Raw genomic sequence first — 23,024 nt, forward strand, 5'->3', positions numbered from 1 at the left:
ACATGGGGTTCCGCCCGTTTGATTTTCAGGGGTGCCAGAGGTTGTAGGTAATGCCAATGATGATGCGAAGAACTGCCTTGTGCCCGAGCGTGTCCCAATCGATCTGGCTTGGTTTGACCGGCCGCTCTCGTGTGTGTGTTTAAATGTCGGCTCTGGGCTCGTTGAACCAGGAGGGAGGGACATGGGGACGCGATATGGCGCACGGGAACACCCCGATATTCAAGGTTTCATCGTCTGTGCGCGAAAGGTGGCGGAAGCCATCGGCACGCCGGACGTGTCGGACGCAGAGTTGTCCAGGTTCATCGAGTCGATTTTGTATGGAGAAAAGGAAGCTTGGGTGTGCGCGGGCATGGGGCTCATCACCAGGGAGGAGACTGCGAATTTGTTGCTGGCCCACTTGGAGACGTGGTTGATGGACCGGGCCAACAAGGGCTTTCCGACGCAAGGAGCGTGGGACCTCGAAGTCTTCATGCCCGTGTTGGAAGAGGCCTTGTTTGGGTGAACGAGGAGGCTTCCAAGCGCATCATCAGGGGCCGGTTCCCGCGGGCGACGGATTTCCCTGGCGGGGCTGGGTGGGGCGGTGGCGCATTGAGTCCCGGGCGGATGTCGTCTGGGGGCGTTTCCTGATGGGGGCGGACGTGGCGTCTATCCAGTGGTGGACGGGGGCGCGATTCCGGCCGTCATCAGCAAACTCAGCGCTGCCACAGGCAGGTCAAAGGCCATGGAGGCGCGGAAGAGGTTCTGATGCACGAGCACTCCCAGGAAGCCGCCAAGCAGGCTGTGCGCCGCGTGGAGTGCATCCACATCCTGCCGGAACTCTCCCGTCTCCTGTCCGTGGCGGATGATGTCCTCCAGCGTCGTCGCGTAGAACGCGAGCTTGTCGCGGATGGCCCCCGCCACCTGGTCATTCGAATCAGCCGCTTCGGCTGCGAGCATCGCGAAGAAGATGCCGTATTCGCGGTGCTCGCGCAGGAGCAGATGCGCTCGCTCGGAGATGGCCTGGAACTGCTCTTGCGCGGAGAGTTCCTGGTAGTTCCCCAGCAGCCGGAACTCGCGAACACAGCGCTGGTGCAACTCCTCAATCGCAGCCAGCAGCAGGTCTTCCTTGGTGGGGAAGTGCCAGTACAGCGCTCCGGGCGTCATCCGGATGGCGCGGGATAAGTCCGCCATCGTCGTGGCGAGGAACCCTCGCCTCGCGAAGAGGTGGATGGCCGCTTCCAGGATGTCCATGCGCGTGCGCGCGGCACGCTCTTGTTTCAGCGCTCGCTGGGCAGGTTCCCTGGCCATACCCGGCGAATCTATGCATCACGCCAACAGTGTCACCCGGACAATCTCCGGCGGCGCTCCGACGCGCAGCGGCGGACCCCAGAAGCCTGTTCCCCGGCTGACATACAGGTGCCGGTCTCCTTCGTGAAACAAGCCCGCGTCGTGCTCCCAGATGGCGGAGACCGCCAGCGTGAAGGGGAAGAACTGACCCCCGTGGGTGTGCCCGGAGAGCTGCAAGCCCATTCCCTCCCGCGCCGCCACTTTCCAGTTCGACGGCTGGTGCGCGAGCAGCACCGAGGCCCGCTCGGAATCCCGGCCCGTCGTCGCCGCCGCGAGGTCATAGCCCTGCGAGAAGCCCATCTTGCCCGCCGACCAGTCGTCCACGCCCACCAGGTCGAATGACGCGGCCGTGTCGCCAATGCGCACGTGGCGGTTGCGCAGCACCTGCACCTCCATGCGCTCCAGCGCCTCCGCCCAGGCCGCGTCGCTCCAGTAGTACTCGTGGTTTCCCGTGACGAAGTAGGTGCCATGGCGTGACTTCAGCTCGGACAGCGCCGACACCGCTGGGGCCAGTGACGCGACGTGGCCATCCACCAGGTCTCCGGTGATGCACACCAGGTCCGGGCGTAGCGCGTTGCAGCGGCGCACCAGCTCGTCCATGAAGCGGCGCCGGATGACGGGTCCCACGTGGATGTCGCTCAAGTGGACGATGCTGAAGCCATCCAGCGCCTTGGGCAGCCCCGGCAGCTTCACCGCCACTTCGTTCACCACCGGTGGGTGGAAGGCGCTCCACATCCCGAAGCCCGTCACGCCGCCTGCGGCCAGCACCGCTCCGCCGGCTGTCGCCCGAGCAAGGAAGCGTCGACGCTCCACATCCACCGGGGCTGAGGACGCGGAGGTGGCGCCGACGGGCCCCTCCGCCATGGCCACCTGAGCGGCTTCGGTGCGCGTCGCCGCCGCGCCGTGTCCACTGGTCGCCATGGCCTCTTGAGTCACCGAGATAGACTCCGTGCCAGTCGCCGCCAGCGTGCCGCCAGCCTGCGCCGAGCCACCCACCGCGTGCGCCTGGGACACCGAGTCCGCGGTGCCAGTGACCCGCGACTCACCCAGCGCTGTCTCACCGCGTGAGCGCTGCATCCGCGCCGCCACCTTGCGCGCCGCGCCCAATACTCCGAGCGCGAGCAGCAGGTAGATGGCCATGCCCATCCACGTCCACACCGCCGTGGCCACGGCGAAGGTGGAGTCCATGGGAAGGAAGCGCGTCACGGACCACGACAGCACCATCAGTGTGCCCAGCACCGTCATGACGCCCATGCCCACGCGCCGCCACGCGCGGTGCTCCGACGTGGCCGCGAAGAGGCGCCGGTACAAATAGACGTGGACGGCGACCGTGGCGAGGCCGGTGACGAGGGCGAAGAAGATGAAGCGCGCGGTATCCATCCCGCGCGCCATCCTGCCCTGCGCACGACGCGCTGCAACGCAAGCCGCGTGAAGAAATGTGAACGCCTCGTACACGGACATCGCATCAATCCGCACGGGACGTTCGTGGCTGGGGCAAACGCGACCCGAACCCGCGTCGCATGCGCTCGCGGCAGGCAGCCAGGAGAGCGCCTGCGCCGTTCTCGCGATACAAGTAACAGCGTGTTGGCCGCATACACCGGCCTGCCCGCAAGCCACTGAAGGGTCGCCGCGCGTGTAACGGCGAACCGCCTGGCTGACGCGAATGCACCACCTCCTTGAGGAGCCCCCCCATGCCCCCTGACATGATGGCGAGAACGCGCCGCCTGTTGCCGTGCCTGTTGAGCACCTTGCTGATGGTTGGCTGCGAGCCCTCGGGGGAGCTCGCCACGCCGGAGACTCCGAGCGCCACGCGCGCCCAGCGGGTGGTCGTCACGGCCCCGCTGATGCGCATCGCCGCGGGTGCCCAGCACTCGCTGTATCTGTCGCCCGAGGGCGACGTGTGGGCCTGGGGCGGCAATGGCTCCGGCCAGCTTGGCGGGGCGGAGACGTCCCTCCAGGGACTGGCGCCGGCGCGGCTGGCGGCGCTGGGGGACATCGTGTCGGTGGTGTCCGGAGATGCCCACTCGCTCGCGCTAGGCGCGGATGGCACGGTGTGGACGTGGGGCGGCAACAGCTCCGGGCAGCTCGGGGATGGCACCACCACCGACCGCGCGGCGCCGCTGCAGGTGGCTGGCCTGGCCAACGTGGTGGCGGTGGCCGCCGGAGACTTCCACTCGCTGGCGCTGCGTGACGACGGCACGGTGTGGGCATGGGGGACGAACTTCCACGGACAGCTCGGCCGGGGGCACACGCAGCCAGGGCTCACGCCCGAGCAGGTTCCCGGGCTGAAGGGCGTGGTCGCGCTCGCCGCGGGCTTCGACTTCACCCTGGCCGTGCTCGAGGACGGCACGGTGCGCGCGTGGGGCTCCAACGGCGCCGGCCAACTGGGCGATGGCACCTTCACCCAGCGCCTGTCTCCCGTGAAGGTCTCCCAGCTCAGCGGCATCACCGCGGTGGCGGCGGGCACCTACCACGCGCTGGCGCTGGGCAAGGACGGCGGCGTGTGGGCGTGGGGCAGCAATGCCTCCGGGCAGCTCGGTGATGGCACGTGGAATGACCGCGCCGTGCCCATGCGGGTGCCGGGGCTCGAGCGGGTGAAGGCCGTGGCCTCCATGGACTCGGATTCGCTGGCGCTGCTCGAAGCGGGCGCCGTGTTCGCGTGGGGGGCCAATGGCTCCGGCCAACTGGGCGATGGAGACACCACCGACCGCGCCACGCCGGGGCAGGTGCCGGGGCTGAACGCGGTGGCCTCGGTGGTGGGCGGCGCGCAGCACGCGCTGGCCCTGCGAAAGGACGGCACGCTCTGGGCCTGGGGCGGAGGCCCCTCGGGCCAGTTGGGCCACGGCGGCTCCGAGCGCCACGTGGTGCCCGCGCCGGTGATGCGCCTGGCGGACGTGACGTCGGTGGCGACGGGCAGCTTTCACTCCCTGGCCACGCTGGGGGATGGCTCCGTCTGGGCCTGGGGCCGCAACACCTATGGACAGCTCGGTGATGGCAGCACCGCCGAGCGCCACGCCGCGGTGCGCGTGGAGGGGCTCGGCAGTGTCCGCGGCGTCGCCTCGGCCGCCCACCATTCGCTCGCAGTGGGCATGAATGGGACACTCTGGGCCTGGGGGCGCAACGCCGCCGGGCAACTCGGAGATGGCACCACCCACGACCGCGCCCGGCCCGTCGCGGTGTCGGGCCTGACGTCGGTGACGTCGGTGGCCGCGGGCGGCAGTCACGTCCTGGCGCTGCGCAGCGACGGCAGCGTGTGGGCCTGGGGCTACAACGCGCTGGGACAGCTGGGGGACGGCACGACGGTGGACCGGTTGACGCCGGTGCGCGTGTCGGGGCTCGGCACGGTGGTGGCGGTGGCCGCCGGCTCGTACTTCTCCATGGCCTTGCAGTCCGACGGCACGGTGTGGACGTGGGGCGAGGGCTTCGAGGGACAGTTGGGAGATGGCGGCGGCGTGCAGCGGCTGCGGCCGGTGCGCGTGGAGGGACTGACGAACATCACCCGCGTGGCGGCGGGCTCCGCGCATGCGCTGGCCGTGCGGAGCGACGGCACGGTGTGGGCCTGGGGCGACAATGGTGAAGGGCAGCTCGGGGACGGCTCCTGGGCGGACCGCTTCCGCCCCATGCAGGTGCCGGGGCTGCAGGGCATCACCGCCGTCAGTGGTGGCCGCTCCCACTCCATGGCGCTGCAAGGTGACGGTACGGTGCGGGCGTGGGGCTCCAACGGCTATGGCCAGCTCGGGGATGGGACGCTCACCTCGCGCGTGCGGCCCGCCCTCATCCCTGGCCTGACGGGCATCCAGGCGCTTCATCCCAGTCACCTGCACGTGCTCGCGCTGCACGCGGATGGGACGTTGCGCGGGTGGGGCTACAACCGCTTCGGCCAGCTGGGCCTGGGCGCCGCGGGTTGGAGCGCCCTGCCGGTGCAGGTGCGTGGCATTGGCCGCGTGGACCGGCTGTCCGTCGGCCGCGCGCACACGTTGATGGTGCGCGTCGATGGCACGGTGTTGGCCTGGGGCGAGAATGGCTCGGGACAGCTGGGCGACGGCACCACCACCCACCGCGCGGCGCCCGTGCCCGTGCGCGGTGTGCCCTGTGTCCGCTCCGTCGCCAGCGGTGTGCAGCACTCGCTGGCGCTCGCGTGTGACGGCACCGTCTGGGCCTGGGGCGCGAACAGCCGGGGGCAGCTGGGGGATGGCACCACCGCTCCGCGCGTGACGCCGGGGCTGGTGGAGGGGCTTCAAGGCGTGGTGGCGCTGGCGGCGGGTGGAGACGCGTCGGTGGCGCTGCGCGCGGATGGCTCCGTGTGGAGCTGGGGCGGCAACGCCAGTGGCCAGTTGGGGGACGGCACCGTCATGGACCGCGCGCTGCCGACCCAGCTCAAGCACCTCTCCAACGTGGTGGCCGTGGCCCTGGGCGAGACGCACGCCCTGGCGGTGGGCGAGGACGGCGCGCCATGGGCCTGGGGCGCGAATGGCTCGGGCCAGCTGGGAGAGGGGGGCACCGAGCCGAGCCTGACGCCGGTGCGCGTGAAGGGGCTGGAGCGTGTGGCGTCCGTGGCGGCCGGGCGCGCCTTCTCGGTGGCGGTGCGTGACGACGGCACCGCGTGGGCCTGGGGCACGAACCCGTCCGGCCAGTTGGGCGACGGCACCAACCATACGCGGAGCGTGCCCAGCCAGGTGGCCGTCGTGCAGGGCATCCGCGCCATGTCCGCGGGGGCCCACCACGTGGTGGCGCTGAGCGCCGACGGCACGGTGTGGACGTGGGGCGACAACACGCTGGGGCAGTTGGGGAATGGTTCGTCCTCGCCGACGTGGATATTGCCCCAGCAGGTGCCGGAGCTGCGGGGCGTGGAGGCGGTGGCCGCGGGAGAGCAGTACTCCGTGGCCGTGCTGCTGGACGGCACCGCCCGCGCCTGGGGCAGCAATGAGTTCGGCCAGCTCGGAGATGGGGAGACGGGCCCGCGCCTGACGCCGATGGCGGTGAAAATCGAGGGGCCGAAAATCCGCCCGCCCGTGCGCACCGTGCGCGCCTGGTATCGGCACGCGGTGGCGCTGATGTCGGACGGCACCGTGCAGGCGTGGGGTGACAACGCGTTCGGCCAGCTGGGCGACGGCACCACCGAGCGCCGCGCCGCGCCCCTGGAGGTGCATGGCCTGTCGAGCGTGGTGGCCGTGTCCTCGGGCGCCTGGCACTCGCTGGCGCTGCGCAGTGATGGCACCGTCTGGACGTGGGGCGCCAATGGCTTCGGTCAGCTCGGGGACGGCACGTCCACTTCGCGCACGAGGCCGGTGCAGGTGGCCGGGCTGGGGGACGTGGTGGCCATTGGCTCAGGGGGCTACCACGCGTTGGCGGTGCGCTCGGACGGCTCGGTGTGGACGTGGGGCTACAACGCGTTCGGCCAGTTGGGCGACGGCACCGCGGAGTCGCGCTCCCTGCCTGGCCGGGTGGAGGGGCTGGGGGGTGTGGTGGCCGTGGCGGGCGGAGACCACTACTCGCTGGCGCTGCACTCGGACGGCACCCTGTCCGCGTGGGGCAACAACGCGTCGGGCCAGTTGGGAGACGCCACCGGCACCACAAGCGATTCGCGCTGGGTGGTGAAGGGCGTGGACGGCGTGGTGGACGTGCGCGCGGGCGCGGCGCACACGGTGGCGCTGCGGGGCGACGGCACCGTGTGGACGTGGGGCGACAACGCGTTCGGCCAGCTGGGCGACGGCGACGGCGGCGCGCGCTCTCGCGTCGTGCCCCGGCCGGTGCCGAACCTGTCCTTGGTGTCCGCCGTGGGCGCGGGGGCGCGCCACGCGTTCGCCGTGGGGGCCAAGGGCACGGTGTGGACGTGGGGGCGCAACTCGCACGGCCAGCTGGGGCTGGGGGACAACGCGAACCGGACGGAGCCCCTGCGCGTGCGGGAGCTGACGGACGTCACCGTGGTGTCGGGCGGGGCGGACTTCTCCCTGGCCATGAAGCGCGACGGCACGGTGCTGAGCTGGGGCTCCAGCCTCCACGGCGCGCTGGGCCTGGGGACCGCGGGACAGCGCTCGTCACCCGGGCAGGTCGCGCTGCCCTGAGCCAGGCGTGAGCGCTCGTCCGTCAGAAGGTGCGGCGGGCGGTCCGCAGCCGCACCCGGTACTTCCTGGCCGGGCGCGCCCTGAGCCGGGCCCGGTACGTGCCATGCGCGCGCCGGGCCGGGCGGGCGCGTCTGCGGATGGCCTTCCTGCGAACTGCGCCAGGGGTGCGTCGACGAGGAGCTTTCATGGGTGCATCCGACGCGTGCGCTACGGCTTCTCCGTGAGAGGGCGGGAGGGCGTCAGCTCGGAGCCAATCTGCCGCCACTCCTGGGCGTAGGCGCCGCGAGCGAAGGCGCGCAGGTCGTCGGACGTCACCGTGCCCCGCGCCATGGCGGTCCCCAGCGCGCGCACGACGGCGCTGCGGTGCGGCTGCTCGACGTAGGGGTTGCCCTCGCGGAACACCTCGCCGAAGAGCGACTCCAGGCGGCCGTCCTCCTTCAAGCGCTCGACGATGCGGGCCTGCGAGGCGGGCTCGTTCGCGTGCGCGTGCAGCATGGCGGAGGCGAGCCCGCCCTGGGCGTCCGCCTGGTCGGGAAACTCGGAGAGCAGCTCCAGCTCCGCGTCGGCGCCCGCGATGGCGGTGGCGTCCGGGGGCGGCGTCACGCCGCGCTGGGTGGGGCGCCGGTCGGGCTCGAAGTCACTGCGGCCCTGGAACGTCTGCACCGTGCGGTGCGCCTGGACGCCCGTCGTCCCCTGGGTGGCGGTGCCGGAGGCCGGCCGCTGCTCCGGAGCGCTGGCGCGCTCATGCGCCGGGCCCTTGGGCGAGGACGGACGGTTACCACCATCAATGCGAGACATGGGGGGCTCCAGGGATGGGGCCCGGCGCGGACAGAGCTCCGGGAATTCCCATGTAGGTTATCGGGCGCGGTGTGGCGCCAGTTGCGTCCCACCCCTAACGTGCGTCCGCCGCGACCCCCCCGCACGGCGGGCGGGCCCGCGTCATCGCCCGGAAAAACGCAATGACTCCCGGCGCTTGGCGGGCGGGGGAGGAAAGTGGCGCTCCAGTCCGTGCACCAGGTCCTCACGCCACGCCGGGTAGTTGTGCCCGCCGCTGTATTCCCGGAGTTCCACCTGATGCCCGGCTTCTGAGAGCACGGGAGTGATGCGGCGGTTGCCCGCCAGCAGGCCCTCGAAGCGGCCGCAGTCCAGCCAGACGTCCAGCGGGCGGCGGGGCGGGTGCCGCGCCAGGTCGAAGACGACGAAGTCATGGCCCTCCACCGCGAAGGCCCCGGACTGCGACAGCACCCGGCCGAAGACGTCCGGCATGCGCAGGCCGGTGTAGAGCGCCATCAACCCGCCCAGCGAGGCCCCCAGCACCGCGTGGGCGCCGGGGCTGCGCCGCTCGTCCACCAGCGACAGCTTCTGGCGCGCCAGCGGCAGCACCTTCCACTTCAGCAGCCCCACCGTGTACTCGCTGCAGGCGTACTCCATGCTGCGCGTCTCGCCGCCGTTGCACACGAGCGCCAGGGCCACCGGACGCATGCGGCCTTCGGCCACCAGGGTGTCCACCAGCTCCGGCAGGCGCACGCGGCGCAGGTAGTCCTCGCCGTCGTAAACCACCAGCAGCGGCGCTGGCGCGTCCGTGGGCGGCGCGTACAGGTACACCCGGCGCTGGCCCGGCAGGTCCACGTCCCCCGTGTCCACCAGGTGCCGCGTGACGCGGCCCCGGGGCGCGCCGCGCGGGTGCCGGGTGGGCAGGGACGAGCGGGCCCGGGGCATGTGGAACGAATGGTTGATGCCGCCAAAGCCGTTGTCGGAAGGGTGGCGGTTGAGCGGGTCCTCCACGCGCTGGCCGCGCGCGTCCTCCAGCGCGTATTCGACGTAGGCATCCGCGGGCAGCGTCAGCGCGCGAGCCCACAGCCCGGGCGCCACGCGCTTGAGGGGCAGCGGCTTGCCGCGCCAGTCCTGGAAGTCACCTTGGAGGCAGATGGGGCCCCGGCCACGCCACACGAAGGTGGCGGTGTCCGCTTCGATGACGGGCGTGCCCTCGGCGCGGGCCCGCGCCTCCAGTGTCTTCGCGTCCATCCACGCACCCTATGCCAGCAGGTCGCGCAGCGCGCCCTCCAACTCCGGGTAGCGGAACACGAAGCCGGCCTCATGCGCGCGCTGGGGCAGCACGCGCTGGCCCTCCAGCACCACCTTCGCCATCTCTCCCAGGACCGCCTTGAGCATGAACGCCGGCACTCGCACCACGGACGGGCGGCCCAGCACGTGGCCCAGCATGTGCGCGAAGAAGGCGTTCGTCACCGGCGTGGGCGCGGTGGCGTTCACCACACCCTCCACCTGGGGATGGGCCAGCAGGAAGAGGAGCAAGTCCCTGGCGTCGTCGCGGTGCACCCAGCTCACGAACTGTTCGCCGCTGCCCACCGGGCCGCCCGCGCCCACGCGGAAGGGGGGCAGCATCTTGTGGAGCGCGCCGCCGTCCGGGTGCAGCACCACGCCCATGCGCACCACCGCCGTGGAGATGCCGGACTCGCGCGCCTGCATCGCCTCCGCCTCCCAGTCCACGCACACGCGGGCCAGGAAGTCGTCACCCGGAGGGCTCTCCTCCGTCAGCGGATCCGCCCCGCGCGTGCCGCCGTAGTAGCCAATGGCGGACGCCGACACGAACCGCCGCACCGTGCCCGAGCCCCGCATCGCCGCCACCACCGCGCGCGTGCCCAGCACCCGGCTGTCGTGGATGCGGTGCTTGCCTTCCTTCGTCCAGCGCTGGGCCACTGGCTCGCCCGCCAGGTGCACGACGGCCTCCGCGTCCGCCAGGGCCTCGGGCGGCAGGGGCGCGCCCGCGTTGAAGGCCGCCCCCGTCACCCCGGCGGGCAGGTGGGCCAGGGCGTGTTCAACGTTTCGGGCCAGGACGTGGACCTGGTGTCCACGCTCCAACAAACCTTGGACAAGCCCTGGACCCAGGAAGCCGCTCGCGCCGGTGACGGCCACCTTCACGGCGAGGGCTCCGAGGGCGCCGGGTCATTCAGGTCCACGCCCACCAGGCGGCTCAGGATGGTGAAGAAGGTCGTCAGCTCATCCGGCTTCATCCGGCCGGAGTGCCGGTAGACCAGGGCCCCCTCGGCGTCCAGCAGCACGATGTTGGACGTCTTCACCGGCAGCTTCCACGGCGCCTTCCCCAGCGTTCCATCCATATCCACGAGGATTGGCACGCCCACCTTCTTCTCCTCGTCCCGGACGAAGGAGAGGGCAATCTGCCGGGCCGGAAAAAAGTCGAAATTCTGAAGGTTTGCGATCGCCAGCACCCAGGCCGCATCCAGGATTCCGCGCTCCTGCCCCCGAGCGAACAGCTCCTTCTTCAGGGCCGAGTTGAGCTTGGTCGAGTCCTTGTCCTCGTAGAACAGAATGACCGGTTTCCCGCGCCACTTGGAAAGCCGGACCTCCTTTCCCGCGGAGGTGCGTAACGTCGCGTCCACCGGCTCCGTGGCAGGCGCCGCGCCCAGGGCGCTTCCCGCTGCCAGGGAGATGGAGAGCGCACCTGCGATCCACGCCTTCATGAGGGGACCCCTGTGTACAAGGTTATCGCAAACCTTAGACATACCCTTGACAAGCTCTGGACGCAAACGCTACCTCTAGGGAGCAAAGGATCAGGTTCTTCGGAGGAAAGAAGCATGGCACTCACGCTTCCCAATGCGCAGCCGCCGACGAGCCTGCTTCCTCTGGAGCAGGCCTGGCTGCAGCTGGTCCAGGCGGAGGTGGAGGCCTCGCTGGCGGAGCTGTTCGAACTCCCCGACGAGGCCGGCCTGGACGTTCGTTGGACACAGGCGCTGTCGCAGGCCCGGGCCTATACCTTGCGGCCCGCCAAGCGGCTCCGCCCGGCGCTGGTGATGGCCGGACACTGCCTGGCGCGTGGGAGCGCGGTGGTGCCCTCCGGGCTGTGGCGCTTCGCCGCGGGCCTGGAGCTGCTGCATACCTTCCTCCTCATCCATGACGACGTGGCGGACCAGGCGGAACTGCGGCGGGGCGCCGCGTCCCTGCACCGGATGTTGGCGCCCGGACGCGCGGGGGAGGACCTGGCCGTGGTGGTGGGCGACCACCTCTTCGCGCGCGCGCTGGAGGCCATGCTGGGGTCGGGGCTGCCGGGCGTCGCGGGCGTGGTGCAGTACTACCTGGGCGTGTGCCGTCACACGGCGGTCGGGCAGTACCTGGACCTGGACCTGGGGCGCGCGCCGCTGGCGGAGGTGACGCTCTTCCAGACGCTGCGCGTGGCGTATCTGAAGACGGCACGCTACGGCTTCTGCGCCCCGCTGGTGTGCGGGGCCATGCTCGGCGGTGCCAGCAGCGGCATGGTGGAAGGATTGGAGCGCGTGGGCCGTCACGTCGGTCTTGCCTACCAGCTTCGGGACGATTTGCTGGGCCTTTTTGGTGATTCGAACGTCGCGGGCAAGGCCGCTGACGGCGACTTCCTCCAAGGCAAGCGAACCTTTCCCGTGCTGGCCGCCTTCGCGCGCGCCACCGCGGACGAGCGCGCGGAGCTGGAGGCGCTGTGGGCGCTGCCGGTGGCGCGGAAGGACGCGGCGGCGCTGGCGCGGGCCCGCGCGCTGGTGGAGTCCTGTGGAGGCCGGGCCGCGTGTGAGCGCATGGTGGTGCGTGCCTCCCGGGCCGCTCGCCGCTCGTTGCAGTCGCTGCCCAATCCCAACGGGGTGAGAGAGCTGCTCGACGCGCTCATCGCCCGGTTGGCCCACCGCACCGCCTGAGGACGCCATGAGCGCATCGACACAGGGCAGGCGCATTGTCGTGGTGGGCGCGGGCGTGGGGGGGCTGGCCGCCGCCGCCCGGCTGGCGCACCAGGGCTTCGACGTCCAGGTCTTCGAGAAGACGCAGGGGCCGGGCGGGCGCTGCAACCGGTTGCAGGTGGAGGGCTTCACGTGGGACCTGGGCCCCACCATCGTGCTGATGCCGGAGGTGTTCGAGGAGACCTTCCGCGCGGTGGGCCGCCGCATCGAGGACTACCTGACGTTGCTCAAGTGCGACCCGAACTATCGGGTCCATTTCCGGGACGGTTCGGATGTCACCTTCACGTCAGAGCTGTGCGCCATGGGCCGCGAGCTGGAGCGCGTGGAGCCCGGCAGCTACGCGCGCTACCTCGCCTTCCTGGCCCAGGGCCGCGTCCAGTACCGCACGAGCCTGGACCACCTGGTGGGGCGCAACTACGAGGGCCTGCGTGACTATCTCTCGCCGCGCGTGCTCGCGCGCATCTTCCAGGTGCGCGCCCACCGCCGCATGTACGGGGACGTCAGCCGCTTCTTCCAGGACGAGCGCCTGCGCGCGGCGATGACCTTCCAGACGATGTACCTGGGCGTGTCGCCCTACGCGTCGCCCGCGGTGTACGGCCTGCTGCCCTTCACCGAGCTGGGCGTGGGCATCTGGTTCCCCAAGGGCGGCCTGTATGCCATTCCCCAGGCCCTGGAGCGGCTGGCGCGCGAGGAGGGCGTGCGCTTCCGCTACGGCGCGCCCGTGGAGCGCATCCTCACCGACGGCGGCCGGACGCAAGGCGTGCGGTTGGAGGGCGGCGAGGTGGTGGAGGCGGACGCGGTGCTGTGCAACGCGGACCTGCCCTACGCGTACGACAAGTTGCTGGACCCGAAGGCGACGACGCTCAAGCGCAAGGAGAAGCTGCGCTACACGTCCAGCGGCTACATGCTCTACCTGGGCATGAAGCGGCGCTACCCGGAGCTGTTGCACCACAACGTGGTGTTCGGCCGGGACTACAAGGGCTCCTTCGACGACATCTTCGAGCGCTTCCGCGTGCCGGAGGACCCCAGCTTCTACGTCAACGCGCCCACCCGCACCGACGCGTCCCTGGCGCCCGAGGGCAAGGACGCGCTCTACGTGCTGGTGCCCGTGCCGCACCAGCACCCGGACCTGGACTGGAAGGTGGAGGGGCCCAAGGTCCGCGCGAAGTTCTTCGCGCGCATGGCGGAGCTGGGCTTCCCCTCGCTGGAGTCGGACATCGAGGTGGAGCGCGTCTTCACCCCGGATGACTGGGCCGGCACCTTCAACCTGGCGCGTGGCAGCGCCTTCGGCCTGTCGCAGAACTTCACGCAGATTGGGCCGTTCCGTCCGGCCAACCAGGACGCGCGGGTGAAGAACCTCTTCTTCGTCGGCGCCTCCACGCAGCCGGGGACAGGGCTGCCCACGGTGCTCATCTCCGCGCGGCTGGTGACGGAGCGGCTGATGACGTGGGCCCAGGCGCAGGGCGTCACGCTGTCGCCTCGGACGGCCGCCGCGCCGGTGGAAGGGGTGGCCGCGTGAGCCCGCCTGTCGACAAGGCGCTGGTGGCGCGCGGCTATGTGCTGGCGAAGCAGGTGACGCGCCACCACGCCAAGAGCTTCTTCTTCGCCTCGTACCTGCTCTTCGGCCTGCGACGAAAGGCGGCGTTCGCGCTCTACGCCTTCTGCCGGCGCCTGGACGACATGGTGGACGGGGACGACGCGGCGAGCGCGGCCGATGCGTTGCCGGTGCGGCTGGCGCGGGCGCGGCAGCGCGTGGCGGAGCTGTATCTGCCCATGCCGGAGCTGGCCTCGCGCGAGCTGGGGCCGCCGGCGGACCGGGTAAAGGGCCGCGAGGCCGCGACGCCGTGGGACGCGCGGGAGTTCGCCGCGCTCGAACACACGGTGCGCCACTTCCGGATTCCGGAGCAGCCCTTCCAGGACCTCATCTCCGGCATGGAGATGGACCTGACGAAGCACCGCTACACCACCTGGGCGGAGCTGGACCTCTACTGCTACCGCGTGGCGGGCGTGGTGGGGCTGATGCTGACGCCGGTGCTGGGGTGCGCGGACGCGGCGGCGGTGGAGCCCGCGGCCGACCTGGGCCGGGCCATGCAGCTCACCAACATCCTCCGCGACGTGCGCGAGGACCTGGAGCGCGGCCGGGTGTACCTGCCCGCCGAGGAGCTGGCCGCCTTCGGGTTGTCGGAGGAGAACCTGCGGCGCGGACAGGTGGATGCGCGCTGGCGGTCCTTCATGCGCTTCCAGGTGGAGCGCTCGCGGGCGTACTACGCGCGGGCGGCGGCGGGGGTGCGCTACCTGACGGGCTTCGGCAGCCAGCGGATGGTGCGGCTGATGGGCGCCATCTACGGCGACATCCTGCGAGACATCGAAGCGCGTGACTACGACGTGTTCAGCGCCCGGGCCCACGTGACGACGCGCCGCAAGCTCGCGCTGGCCTCCGCGGCCATGGTGCGGCCCGCCGCGGTGCTGCCCGTCCCCCAGGGCGAGGTGCGCATGCCGCTGCTGCCCACCGGGACGGGAGGGTGAGGGCGTCATGCGTGGCGATGGAATGAACCCGGGGCTTCAGCGGCGCATGGGAGGTGGAGCATGAAGCGCGCCCGCGTCGCGGTGGTGGGTGGCGGCATCGGTGGCCTGACGGCCGCCGGATTGCTGGCGAAGGACGGGCACGAGGTGACGCTGTTCGAGCGCGGCGCCTCGCTGGGCGGCAAGGCCCAGGCCGTCACGGTGAATGGCATCACCCTGGACACCGGGCCCACGCTGCTGACGCTGCCGCACCTGGTGCGTGGAACCTTCCAGCAACTGGGCGCCGAGGACCTGCTGCCGCGCTTCACGGAGCTGGAGCCGCAGTGCGCCTACCGCTTCGAGGACGGGTGTGACTTCACGGCCTACAAGGACGTGGAGCGGATGGCGCAGAGCGCGGCGGGAGTCCGTCCGGGTGAGCGCGACGGCATCCGCGGCTTCTACACGGAGGCCGCGGCCATCTGGCGGGCCGCGGGCGAGCCGTACCTGGAGGCTCCCTTCGAGGGCATGGCCGGCTTCATGACGCGCGTGGCGAAGCGCGGCGTGGGGGCCGTCATGGCGGGGATGAAGATGGGCACGCTGCATGAGCTGGCGGCCCGGCACTTCAAGACGGACCACCTGCGGCAGTACGTGGGCCGCTTCGCCACGTACACGGGCGCGTCCCCCTACGAGGCCAGCGCGGCCTTCGCGCTGATTCCGCACATCGAGCATGCCTATGGCGTGCATCACGTCCGCGGCGGCATTGGCGCGCTGGTGGAGGCGCTCGGGCAGGCCGTGCGCCGGCTGGGCGTGCGCATCCACCTGGACACGCGGGCTCACTTCGAGCGCACGCGCGAGGGCTACCAGGTGGGCCCACAGGAGGGCTCGGAGCGCTTCGACAGCGTGGTGGTGAACGCGGATCCGCTGGAGCGGCTCGCGCGCGCGGAGGAGCCGCTGGCGCTGTCCGGCTTCGTGCTGCTGCTGGAGGTGGAGGGCCGCATCGCCCTGCCGCACCACACGGTGCTCTTCGGCGGTGACTACCGGCGCGAGTTCGACGAGCTGTTCGGCGGGCAGCTCGCGTCCGAGCCGACGGTGTATTTCTGCAACCCGTCCGCCACCGACGAGAGCATGGTCCCGCCGGGGCGCACCGGGTTGTTCGTCATGGTGAACGCGCCCGCGCTGCCCGTGGACGCGCGCGGCGCGGAGCAGGCCACCCGGGACTGGGAGGCAGGCGCCGAGCGAGTGAAGGCGCAGATGCTGGAGCGGCTGTGCCGACACTACCCGGCGCTCAAGGGGCGCGTGCGTGTCATGGGCCAGCGCTCTCCGGTGGACCTGGCCGCGCAGGGGGCTCCGGGCGGATCCATCTACGGCTTCCTGCCGCACGGGAAGTTCGGCCCCTTCCGCCGGCCGCGCATCCGCGGCGACACGCCGGGCCTGTTCTTCGCGGGCGGCGGCACGCATCCAGGCGGCGGGGTGCCGCTGGTGATGTTGTCCGGCCGCTTCGCCGCGGAGCTGGCCTCGCGGCACCTCCGGAGGGACGCATGACGCGCCTGGCGAAGCTCCCCGCCCTGCCGGACGCGGCGGGCACCTACCGCTGGTTCTACGCGGACGTCACCGCGGGGCCCTACAGCGCGGTGTGCATCTTCATGCTGGGCTCGCTGTTCTCGCCCCGGTACTCGGTGGCGGCGCGGCGGGGCGGACGGCCGCTGGAGCACAGCGCGGTGAACTTCGCGCTGTACCACGAGGGGGTGCGGCGGCTGTGGGTCCTCAGCGAGTACGCGCGCGCGGAGCTGGAGGCCCCGGGCCGGCTGCGCATTGGCCGCTCCACGCTGTCGTACGAGCGGGACGGCACGGTGCGGATGGCCGTGGACGACTGGACGGCGCCGTGGGGCCGGCCGGTGCGCGCACGCCTGACGCTGGAGCCGATGACACCCGTGGGGGAGGTGGTGCAGCTCATGCCCGGGTTGCCGCACTACTGGCAGGCGCTGGCGCCTCGTTCGCAGGCACGGCTGGAGGTGTCCTCGCTGGGCATCCAGGCGAGTGGCCTGGGCTACCACGACACCAACCACGGTGGAGAGCTGCTGGGGGCGCGGTTGTCGGGGTGGCACTGGTCCCGCACGCACCGCGAGGACGAGACGGTGGTGGACTACCACCTGCCCGAAGGGGTCGCGCCGCTACGCGTGGTGGCCGGCGCGCGCGGCGTGCGCTGTGAGCGAGGGCCTGCCTTGGTGGAGGCGCGGCCCACCAACATCACCGGTTGGGGGCTGCGCGTGCCGTCGCGGCTCCACGCGGGCAACGTGGTGGTGGGTCAGCCGAAGCTGCTGGAGTCGTCGCCCTTCTACGCGCGGCTGGAGGCACGCCAGGGGCCGCTGGACTCCCTGGGCGAGGTGGCGGACTTCCGTCGCTTCCACTCCCCCTTCATTCGCTGGATGGCGCACTTCCGCACGCGGATGGGACGGGCGGCATGAGCGCGCTCGTCCTCGCGTCCCTGGTGTGGTGCGCCGTGGCCACGGGCTTCAGCGCGGTGGCGTGTGTGCGCCTGTCGCGTGCGCGGGCCGGGACGGCGCCCCAGTCCGGCGCGCTGCCGCCGGTGCTGTTGCTGCGCCCGGTGGACGCGCCCACGCCTCGGGAGCTGGAGAACCTGGCGCAGCCCATCGACTACGCGGGGCCGTTGGAGCAGGTGGTGGTGTCGCCCTACCGGCCCCGGCTTGCCCCGGAGGTGCGGTGGCTTCCCAGCGATCCGCTGACGCCCAACCGGAAGGTAGGGCACCTGCTGTATGCGCTGGACGTGTTGCCCGTGGGCGGCCGGGTGGTGCTGTCGGTGGACGCGGACGTGGCGGTGACAGGCGCGCTGGTGGAAGGCCTGGCCGTGCCGGTGGCCGCGGGCGCCGCGCTGAGCACCGCGGCGCCGCTGCCGGTAGGCCCTCGAGACGGCGCGAGCCGGGCCATGGCGGGCCTCCTGCGTTACACGCACCACAGCTTCCGGGCCCTGGACGCGATGAGCGCGGGCGCCAAGGCCGTGTGTGGCAAGGCGCTGGGCTTGTCGCCCGCGGCCGTGGAGTCGCTGCGGCGGCTGGCGGACCACATTGGCGAGGACCTGGAGCTGGCCAAGTGTCTTCACGCCCGGGGGCTGGACGTGGTGCTGAGCCGCGCCCCGGCCGTGGTGCCCCTGGACGCCGAGGTGCCCTGGGCCGCGCCGCTGTCGCGCTTCACGCGCTGGATGCAGGTGCTGGCCAGCCACCGGCCCGCGCTGTACCCCACGGTGCCGCTGCTCTTCACGCCGACGCTGCCGCTGACGGTGCTGGCCGCGGCGCTGGGCTCGCCGGTGCTGGCGGGCTCGGTGGCGGGACTGGTGGCCGTGCGGACCTTGCTGGCGTTGCGACTGGCCGGACTCCACGCGCCGGTGGCGGACGCGGGGCGGGCCTGCGCGGTGACGGACTGGTTGCTGGGCGAAGCGCTCTTGCTGGCGGCCTTCCTGCGCTCGTTGTGGCGGCAGGGCACGGTGACGTGGCGAGGGCAGACCTATGCGTTGCGGCCTGGAGGCAGAATGGTACGGGTGGCTCCGGAGCTGAGTGGAGGGCCGGGATGACGTACGCGCGATTCCTCGGGCTGTTCGTGGTGGTGCCCATTCTCTTCCTGGCGTGGCGCTATCGCCGCACCTTCACGGTCAGGAGCCTGGCGCCCATGGGGCTCCTGCTCATCGTCGTGTACGCGGCGACGTCGCCCTGGGACAACCTGGCGGTGAAGTGGGGCCTGTGGGGCTTCGACCCCGAGCGCATCTGGGGCATCAAGCTGGGCTACCTGCCGCTGGAGGAGTACCTCTTCTTCGGCCTGCAGACGCTGTTGGTGGGGCTGTGGGCCCGGGCCCGGCTGGCGCGTGCGCTGGCGCCGGACGCCCAGGCGCCCCGGCCCGCGGCGGAGGCGGGTGAGCGCCGCGACGGCGCGCTGACGGCCCGGGAGATGGCGCCATGATGGAGACGAAGTGGGCATACCTCATCCACCTGCTGGGCTGGACGCTGCCGCTCATCGCCTTCCAGCTGGTGCTGCTGGTGCGCCACTACAAGGCGCGCTCCGGCGCGGTGCTCAAGGCGGTGCTGCCGCCGGCCTTCATCATGGGGCTGTACCTGTCCATCGCGGACCACCTGGCCATCTCCACCGGCATCTGGAACTTCGGTGAAGGCAAGCACCTGGGCGTGTACCTGGGGGTGGTGCCACTGGAAGAGGTGCTCTTCTTCCTGGTGACCAGCGTGCTGGTGTCGCTGGGCCTGGCGCTGTTCACCGCGTTGGTGTCGCTGCTGGGGGAGGCCCGGGCGTCGTGATTCACGCGGCGAAAGGAGGCCCGCTGGGCTGGGCGTGGGACCGGTACATCGGATGGAAGTTCCGCGCGGCGTTCCGGGGACTGTGGGTGCGCGGGGCGCTGCCGCCGGGAGGCCCGGGACGGCTGGTGTACCTGAACCACTCCAACTGGTGGGACGGCTTCGTGCTCAACCAGCTCTGCCAGACGGCGGGTTGGGACGGCTACTGCCTCATGGACGAGGAGAACCTGCGCCGCTACCGCTTCCTCACGCGCATTGGCGCCTTCAGCATCCGGCGCAAGGACGCGACGTCGTCGGTGGCGTCGCTGCGCTACGCGAAGGAGCTGCTGCGCAGGCCCTGCGGGGTGGTGTTCGTCTTCCCGGAGGGCGAGCACCGCCCCTTCGGCGTGCTCCCCCTGCGACTGGAGCGGGGCGTGGAGCTGCTGGCGCGGGTGGCGAAGGTGGAGTGCCTGCCCATCGCGGTGCGCTACGGCTTCTTCGAACACGAGCGTCCGGACGTGTTGCTGGAGGTGGGCGCCCCGCATCCGCCCGGCGACATGGCCGTCTTCCAGGAGGGGTTGGAGACGGTGGTGCGGCGGCTGGCGGCGGTGACGTCCCTGGAGGACTTCACGCGCCGGGTGTCCGGCGCGCGAGGCGTGGCGGAGCGCTGGGACGCGGCCCGGGGGCTGGCGTCATGACGTTGCGCATCCGCACCATCGCGCGCATGACGGGCATCCGCGAGGCGACGCTGCGCGCCTGGGAGCGGCGCTACGGCTTCCCGCGTCCGCTGCGCAGCGAGGGCAACAACTACCGCGTCTATTCGCGCGAGGAGGTGGAGGCCGTCCGGCGCGTGGCCCGGCTCATCCAGGAAGAGGGCCTGTCGGTGAGCGAGGCCATTGCCCAGGTGAAGACGGAGCCTCCGCGTGAGCAGCTCGAAGCCGAGCGTCTGTTCGAGCGCTTCTGGTCCTCCGTGGGGGCCCTGGATGGGGACGAGGTGACGCGCGTGCTGGATGACGCGCAGACCGTCATGGACGTGGAGGCCTACTGCGACCGCTTCCTGCTGCCCCTGCTGCGGGAGATGGGCGTGCGGCTGGACGTCGCGCGGGAGCACCTGGCCTCCGCCCTCATCCGCCAGCGCCTGCGGCAGGTGTATGACGCCCTGGCCGCCTCGCCTGTCGGGCCTCGCGCCCTGCTCGCCTGCCCGGCGGGGGACCACCATGAAGGCGGCCTGCTGGCGCTGGGCATCCACCTCAAGCGCAAGGGGTGGCGGGTGACGATGCTGGGCGCGGACACCCCAGCGGAGGCGCTCCAGGGGGCCTGCGTGCAGGTGCGTCCGGACGTGGTGGCGCTGTCCTTCGTGCGCGCCCGCGCGCCGGAGGAGTTCGCGTCCGTCCTGGAAGGCGCGCTCCGGGCCTGCGCGCCCTTTCCCGTGGTCGTCGGCGGGCTGGGCGCCCGCGAGCGCCTGAAGGCCATCTTCTCGCTCGGCGCGCAGTACGCGGAGTCGTCGGAAGAGCTGGTGGCCATCTGGAACCAGGTGCGCAACGCTCAGAATCGCCCGTAGTCTTGCCTCAGCGACATGGCTGAGCGCACCTACCGAATCCACATCGCCGCGGAGCTGTCAGGCGTCCGGGTGGAGCTCATCCGGGCCTGGGAGCGCCGCTACGGCGTGCTCACGCCGCGCCGCACCCCCGCGGGCTACCGCGCCTATACGGACCGGGACGTGGCGGTGCTCAAGCAACTCAAGCGGCTCACCGACGAAGGCGTGGCCATCAGCGAGGCGGCGAAGCTGCTGCCCCAGTTGATGGAGGGGCTCGACGCGGAGGCGGCGGCGCGCGGCGCCAGCCCGGAGCCGCGGACCCATGCGGAGACGTGGCGGGAGTCCGTGCTCGCCGCCGCCCAGGCGTATGACCAGCCGCGCGTGTCGGACGTGCTGGACGAGGTGCTGGCCGCGCTGCCCCCGCTCAAGGCCTTTGACGACGTGCTGGCGCCGCTGCTGCGCGAAGTGGGCGAGCAATGGGAGGCGGGCTCGCTGACCGTGGCGCAGGAGCACCTGGTGTCGCAGATGGTGCGGGCGCGGTTGGTGGGCCTGCTGCACGCGGCGCCCCGAGGGGGGCACCGGCATGGCGTCCTGGCGTGCTTTCCGGAAGAAGAGCACGAGATGGGCCTGCTGGGCGCGGCACTGCGGCTGCGGCACCTGGGCGTGCGGGTGACGCTGCTGGGGCCGCGCGTCCCCGCGGAGGACCTGGGCCGCGCGGTGGTGGCGCTGCGGCCCGACTTCGTGGGGCTGTCCACGGTGGCCAGCCGGAGCGCCGAGGCCTTCGAGGACACCCTGACGCGTTTGATGCAGGCGCTGCCCAGGGGGCTTCCCGTCTGGGTGGGCGGCGCCGCCGCGCGCTCGCACCGGGCCGTGTGCGAGCGGTTGGCGGTGCACGTCTTCCAGCGCGAGGAGGACTGGGAGCGCCTCGCGGGCGCGTGAGTCAGGGCGTGTTGATGGCGGAGTTGTTGAAGACGCTGCTGCCGTAGTACTCGGCGGCCTCCTCTGCGTTGTCGCAAATCTCCGCGCACTTGCCCGGGCCGTAGGGCGTGTTCGGGTCCCTGCAGTCGTTCACGATGTCGCCGTTCGTGTCGTAGATGGGGGGATTGAGCGGCACGCAGGGCGCGGTCAGGTGCTGCCAGCGCAGGTGGCTGAGGCACGCGGGGCCCGCGGTGTTCCAGCCCGCCTCGAAGGTCAGGTCATCCGAGCTGGAGCCCGGCGACGGCGCGGAGATGATGGCCGGCGTCAGGCTGTCCCAGGGGCGGATGCGGGTGCCGTCCTGGGTGAAGGACATCCCCTGGCCGCAGTAGTCGGCGCGCGCCATGCGGGTGCAGGACCAGTGGGCCTCGGTGACGGGCCCGGATGTCGCGCCGTCCCGCCACGGCTGGTAGCCCCAGCGGTAGCACTTGGCGATGACGCCCGCGTCGCAGCCCAGCGTGAACGTCCGAGGGCTCTCGCTCCGCGCTCCCTCCAGGTTGAAGACGCCCTTCACCGGCACGGCCCAGTTCGCCCCCGTGGCGCACAGGGACACGGGCGACGCGCCACTGCTGGGCGTGTAGCGCACCCGGTAGAGGAAGGTGTGCCCGCTCGGCTCCCACATGCCGGAGCCTTCGGTGTTCGGGAGCGCGTTCCCATTGATGACGTCCTGGACCTCCAGGATGGGGCCCGTGGAAGTCTGACGGAGCCGCGCGCCAATCAGCTCCTCGCCGCGGAAGAGCTTGCGCGTCGTGGGGTAGGTGCTCGACCGGCTCGTCAGCTGCATCCGCCAGGCGGTGTTGGGCGTGCGCGGCCCGGCGAGCGCGGTGTAGACGCCGCTGGCGGGACAGGTGAACTCGACCGTGGGACAGTTGTTGAGGGAGAAGCTGCTGTTGGCGGAGGCGAGGTAGCCCGGCCCCTGGTGCTCGCACGGAGCCTCGCCCGAACAGACGCGAACCACGGGCGCACCCGCACAGTGGTTTCGAGGGGAGCTGCTGTCACCGCCCGTGAGCGTGACGGCGCTTCTGGGTGAACAGACGCCTTGCCCGTCCACGACGAAGCCGCAGCTTCGCGTCTCGTTCGCGGCGGCGCCTCCGCCGCAAATCATCAGGCTCGGCGTGAAGCCGCGCACGGCCAGGGGCATGGCGGCCACGATTTCGCCGCGCACGAGCTGAACGTCGGCGTCCCGGAACGTGCCGGCGTGCCGCACGAGCGCCCCGTCGTACATCACCGAACGCACGATGGTGCCGTGGAGCTGGGTGCCCTGGGAGTGGGAGTCGGGGTCCTCCGCACCCGCCGCGAAGGACTGCTGGGCCAGGGCCGCGTTCGTCTCGTCCAGGGGTGGCGCGCAGGCAAGGAGCAGGCAGAGCGCGAAGCAGGGGCGGAGCATGCGGAGGCGGGGTTTCATGTGAGGCACCTCGGTCGTTGTGGGGTGGCTGGTGTCAGAGCATTCGCCATGCCATCCCGCCCGGACGCGGTCCGGCACCCCGTGTCCCTGGCAGGACTTGCAGGCAGCCATGTGCTGGCATCCGTTGCGAGCAGGAATGGACGGCAAGGATTGCCAGGGGGGCTGGCAGGGATTGCCGGCAGG

The 23,024-nt window shown here is 71.6% G+C and carries 20 protein-coding genes; 13 read left to right on the plus strand and 7 right to left on the minus strand.

Annotated elements, in window-relative coordinates; translation table 11 throughout:
• Positions 1–181: 181 nt before the first annotated feature.
• The gene (locus tag KGD87_RS31310) at positions 182–502 is read left to right on the plus strand and encodes a hypothetical protein (protein WP_284664611.1); all 321 of its coding nucleotides are present in this window, start codon (positions 182–184) and stop codon (positions 500–502) included.
• A gap of 143 nt (positions 503–645) precedes the next feature.
• Here KGD87_RS31310 and KGD87_RS31315 read toward each other — a convergent pair whose 3' ends face one another.
• Both KGD87_RS31315 and KGD87_RS31320 read right to left on the minus strand, forming a co-directional pair.
• Complete coding sequence (locus KGD87_RS31315; protein ID WP_284664612.1) at positions 646–1,287, minus strand: TetR family transcriptional regulator; 642 nt, start codon at positions 1,285–1,287, stop codon at positions 646–648.
• An 18-nt stretch (positions 1,288–1,305) separates the two neighbouring features.
• On the minus strand, positions 1,306–2,706 hold the full coding sequence (locus KGD87_RS31320) for a metallophosphoesterase (protein ID WP_284664613.1): 1,401 nt from the start codon (positions 2,704–2,706) through the stop codon (positions 1,306–1,308).
• A gap of 311 nt (positions 2,707–3,017) precedes the next feature.
• On the opposite strand from KGD87_RS31320, the gene KGD87_RS31325 reads away from it, so the two are divergent.
• Complete coding sequence (locus KGD87_RS31325; RefSeq protein ID WP_284664614.1) at positions 3,018–7,391, plus strand: RCC1 domain-containing protein; 4,374 nt, start codon at positions 3,018–3,020, stop codon at positions 7,389–7,391.
• 207 nt (positions 7,392–7,598) lie between these two features.
• Here the strand turns inward: KGD87_RS31325 and KGD87_RS31330 are convergent, their stop codons facing one another.
• From KGD87_RS31330 to KGD87_RS31345, 4 genes are all read right to left on the minus strand, one after another.
• The gene (locus KGD87_RS31330) at positions 7,599–8,189 is read right to left on the minus strand and encodes a hypothetical protein (RefSeq protein ID WP_284664615.1); all 591 of its coding nucleotides are present in this window, start codon (positions 8,187–8,189) and stop codon (positions 7,599–7,601) included.
• 141 nt (positions 8,190–8,330) lie between these two features.
• Positions 8,331–9,416: an alpha/beta hydrolase-fold protein gene (locus KGD87_RS31335; protein WP_284664616.1), complete on the minus strand. Its 1,086-nt coding sequence runs from the start codon at positions 9,414–9,416 to the stop codon at positions 8,331–8,333.
• Positions 9,417–9,425: 9 nt separating this feature from the next.
• The gene (locus KGD87_RS31340; protein WP_284664617.1) at positions 9,426–10,331 is read right to left on the minus strand and encodes a TIGR01777 family oxidoreductase; all 906 of its coding nucleotides are present in this window, start codon (positions 10,329–10,331) and stop codon (positions 9,426–9,428) included.
• Entirely contained in the window at positions 10,328–10,891 is a 564-nt protein-coding gene (locus KGD87_RS31345; RefSeq protein WP_284664618.1) for a peroxiredoxin family protein, read from the minus strand. Before KGD87_RS31345 ends, KGD87_RS31340 begins: the two co-directional genes overlap by 4 nt.
• A gap of 114 nt (positions 10,892–11,005) precedes the next feature.
• Between KGD87_RS31345 and KGD87_RS31350 the strand changes: the two genes are divergently transcribed.
• The 11 genes from KGD87_RS31350 to KGD87_RS31400 are packed head-to-tail and all read left to right on the plus strand — an operon-like array spanning position 11,006 to position 21,400.
• A complete protein-coding gene (locus KGD87_RS31350) occupies positions 11,006–12,091 on the plus strand; it encodes a polyprenyl synthetase family protein (RefSeq protein WP_284664619.1) in 1,086 nt (361 codons plus the stop codon).
• Between the two features lie 7 nt (positions 12,092–12,098).
• Positions 12,099–13,649 carry a phytoene desaturase family protein gene (locus KGD87_RS31355; protein ID WP_284664620.1) on the plus strand — a complete coding sequence of 517 codons (1,551 nt, stop codon included), beginning with the start codon at positions 12,099–12,101 and terminating at the stop codon, positions 13,647–13,649.
• The gene (locus KGD87_RS31360) at positions 13,646–14,656 is read left to right on the plus strand and encodes a phytoene/squalene synthase family protein (RefSeq protein ID WP_284664621.1); all 1,011 of its coding nucleotides are present in this window, start codon (positions 13,646–13,648) and stop codon (positions 14,654–14,656) included. Before KGD87_RS31355 ends, KGD87_RS31360 begins: the two co-directional genes overlap by 4 nt.
• A 60-nt stretch (positions 14,657–14,716) precedes the next feature.
• Entirely contained in the window at positions 14,717–16,174 is a 1,458-nt protein-coding gene (locus KGD87_RS31365; protein ID WP_284664622.1) for a phytoene desaturase family protein, read from the plus strand.
• Complete coding sequence (locus KGD87_RS31370) at positions 16,171–17,097, plus strand: carotenoid 1,2-hydratase family protein (protein ID WP_284664623.1); 927 nt, start codon at positions 16,171–16,173, stop codon at positions 17,095–17,097. The genes KGD87_RS31365 and KGD87_RS31370 overlap by 4 nt, the downstream gene beginning before the upstream one ends.
• Positions 17,094–18,218, plus strand: a complete 1,125-nt coding sequence (locus KGD87_RS31375; protein ID WP_284664624.1) for a glycosyltransferase — start codon at positions 17,094–17,096, stop codon at positions 18,216–18,218. The genes KGD87_RS31370 and KGD87_RS31375 overlap by 4 nt, the downstream gene beginning before the upstream one ends.
• Complete coding sequence (locus tag KGD87_RS31380; protein WP_284664625.1) at positions 18,215–18,601, plus strand: lycopene cyclase domain-containing protein; 387 nt, start codon at positions 18,215–18,217, stop codon at positions 18,599–18,601. The genes KGD87_RS31375 and KGD87_RS31380 overlap by 4 nt, the downstream gene beginning before the upstream one ends.
• On the plus strand, positions 18,598–18,948 hold the full coding sequence (locus KGD87_RS31385) for a lycopene cyclase domain-containing protein (RefSeq protein ID WP_284664626.1): 351 nt from the start codon (positions 18,598–18,600) through the stop codon (positions 18,946–18,948). Before KGD87_RS31380 ends, KGD87_RS31385 begins: the two co-directional genes overlap by 4 nt.
• Positions 18,945–19,622 carry a lysophospholipid acyltransferase family protein gene (locus KGD87_RS31390; protein WP_284664627.1) on the plus strand — a complete coding sequence of 226 codons (678 nt, stop codon included), beginning with the start codon at positions 18,945–18,947 and terminating at the stop codon, positions 19,620–19,622. Before KGD87_RS31385 ends, KGD87_RS31390 begins: the two co-directional genes overlap by 4 nt.
• Positions 19,619–20,485: a MerR family transcriptional regulator gene (locus tag KGD87_RS31395; protein WP_284664628.1), complete on the plus strand. Its 867-nt coding sequence runs from the start codon at positions 19,619–19,621 to the stop codon at positions 20,483–20,485. The genes KGD87_RS31390 and KGD87_RS31395 overlap by 4 nt, the downstream gene beginning before the upstream one ends.
• Positions 20,486–20,500: 15 nt before the next feature.
• Positions 20,501–21,400, plus strand: a complete 900-nt coding sequence (locus KGD87_RS31400) for a MerR family transcriptional regulator (protein ID WP_284664629.1) — start codon at positions 20,501–20,503, stop codon at positions 21,398–21,400.
• Between the two features lies 1 nt (position 21,401).
• Here KGD87_RS31400 and KGD87_RS31405 read toward each other — a convergent pair whose 3' ends face one another.
• Positions 21,402–22,841 (minus strand): ADYC domain-containing protein, encoded by a 1,440-nt coding sequence (locus KGD87_RS31405; protein ID WP_284664630.1) that lies wholly within the window; start codon positions 22,839–22,841, stop codon positions 21,402–21,404.
• Positions 22,842–23,024: the final 183 nt, after the last annotated feature.

The organism is Myxococcus sp. SDU36 (assembly GCF_030168875.1).
GTDB lineage: Bacteria > Myxococcota > Myxococcia > Myxococcales > Myxococcaceae > Myxococcus > Myxococcus vastator.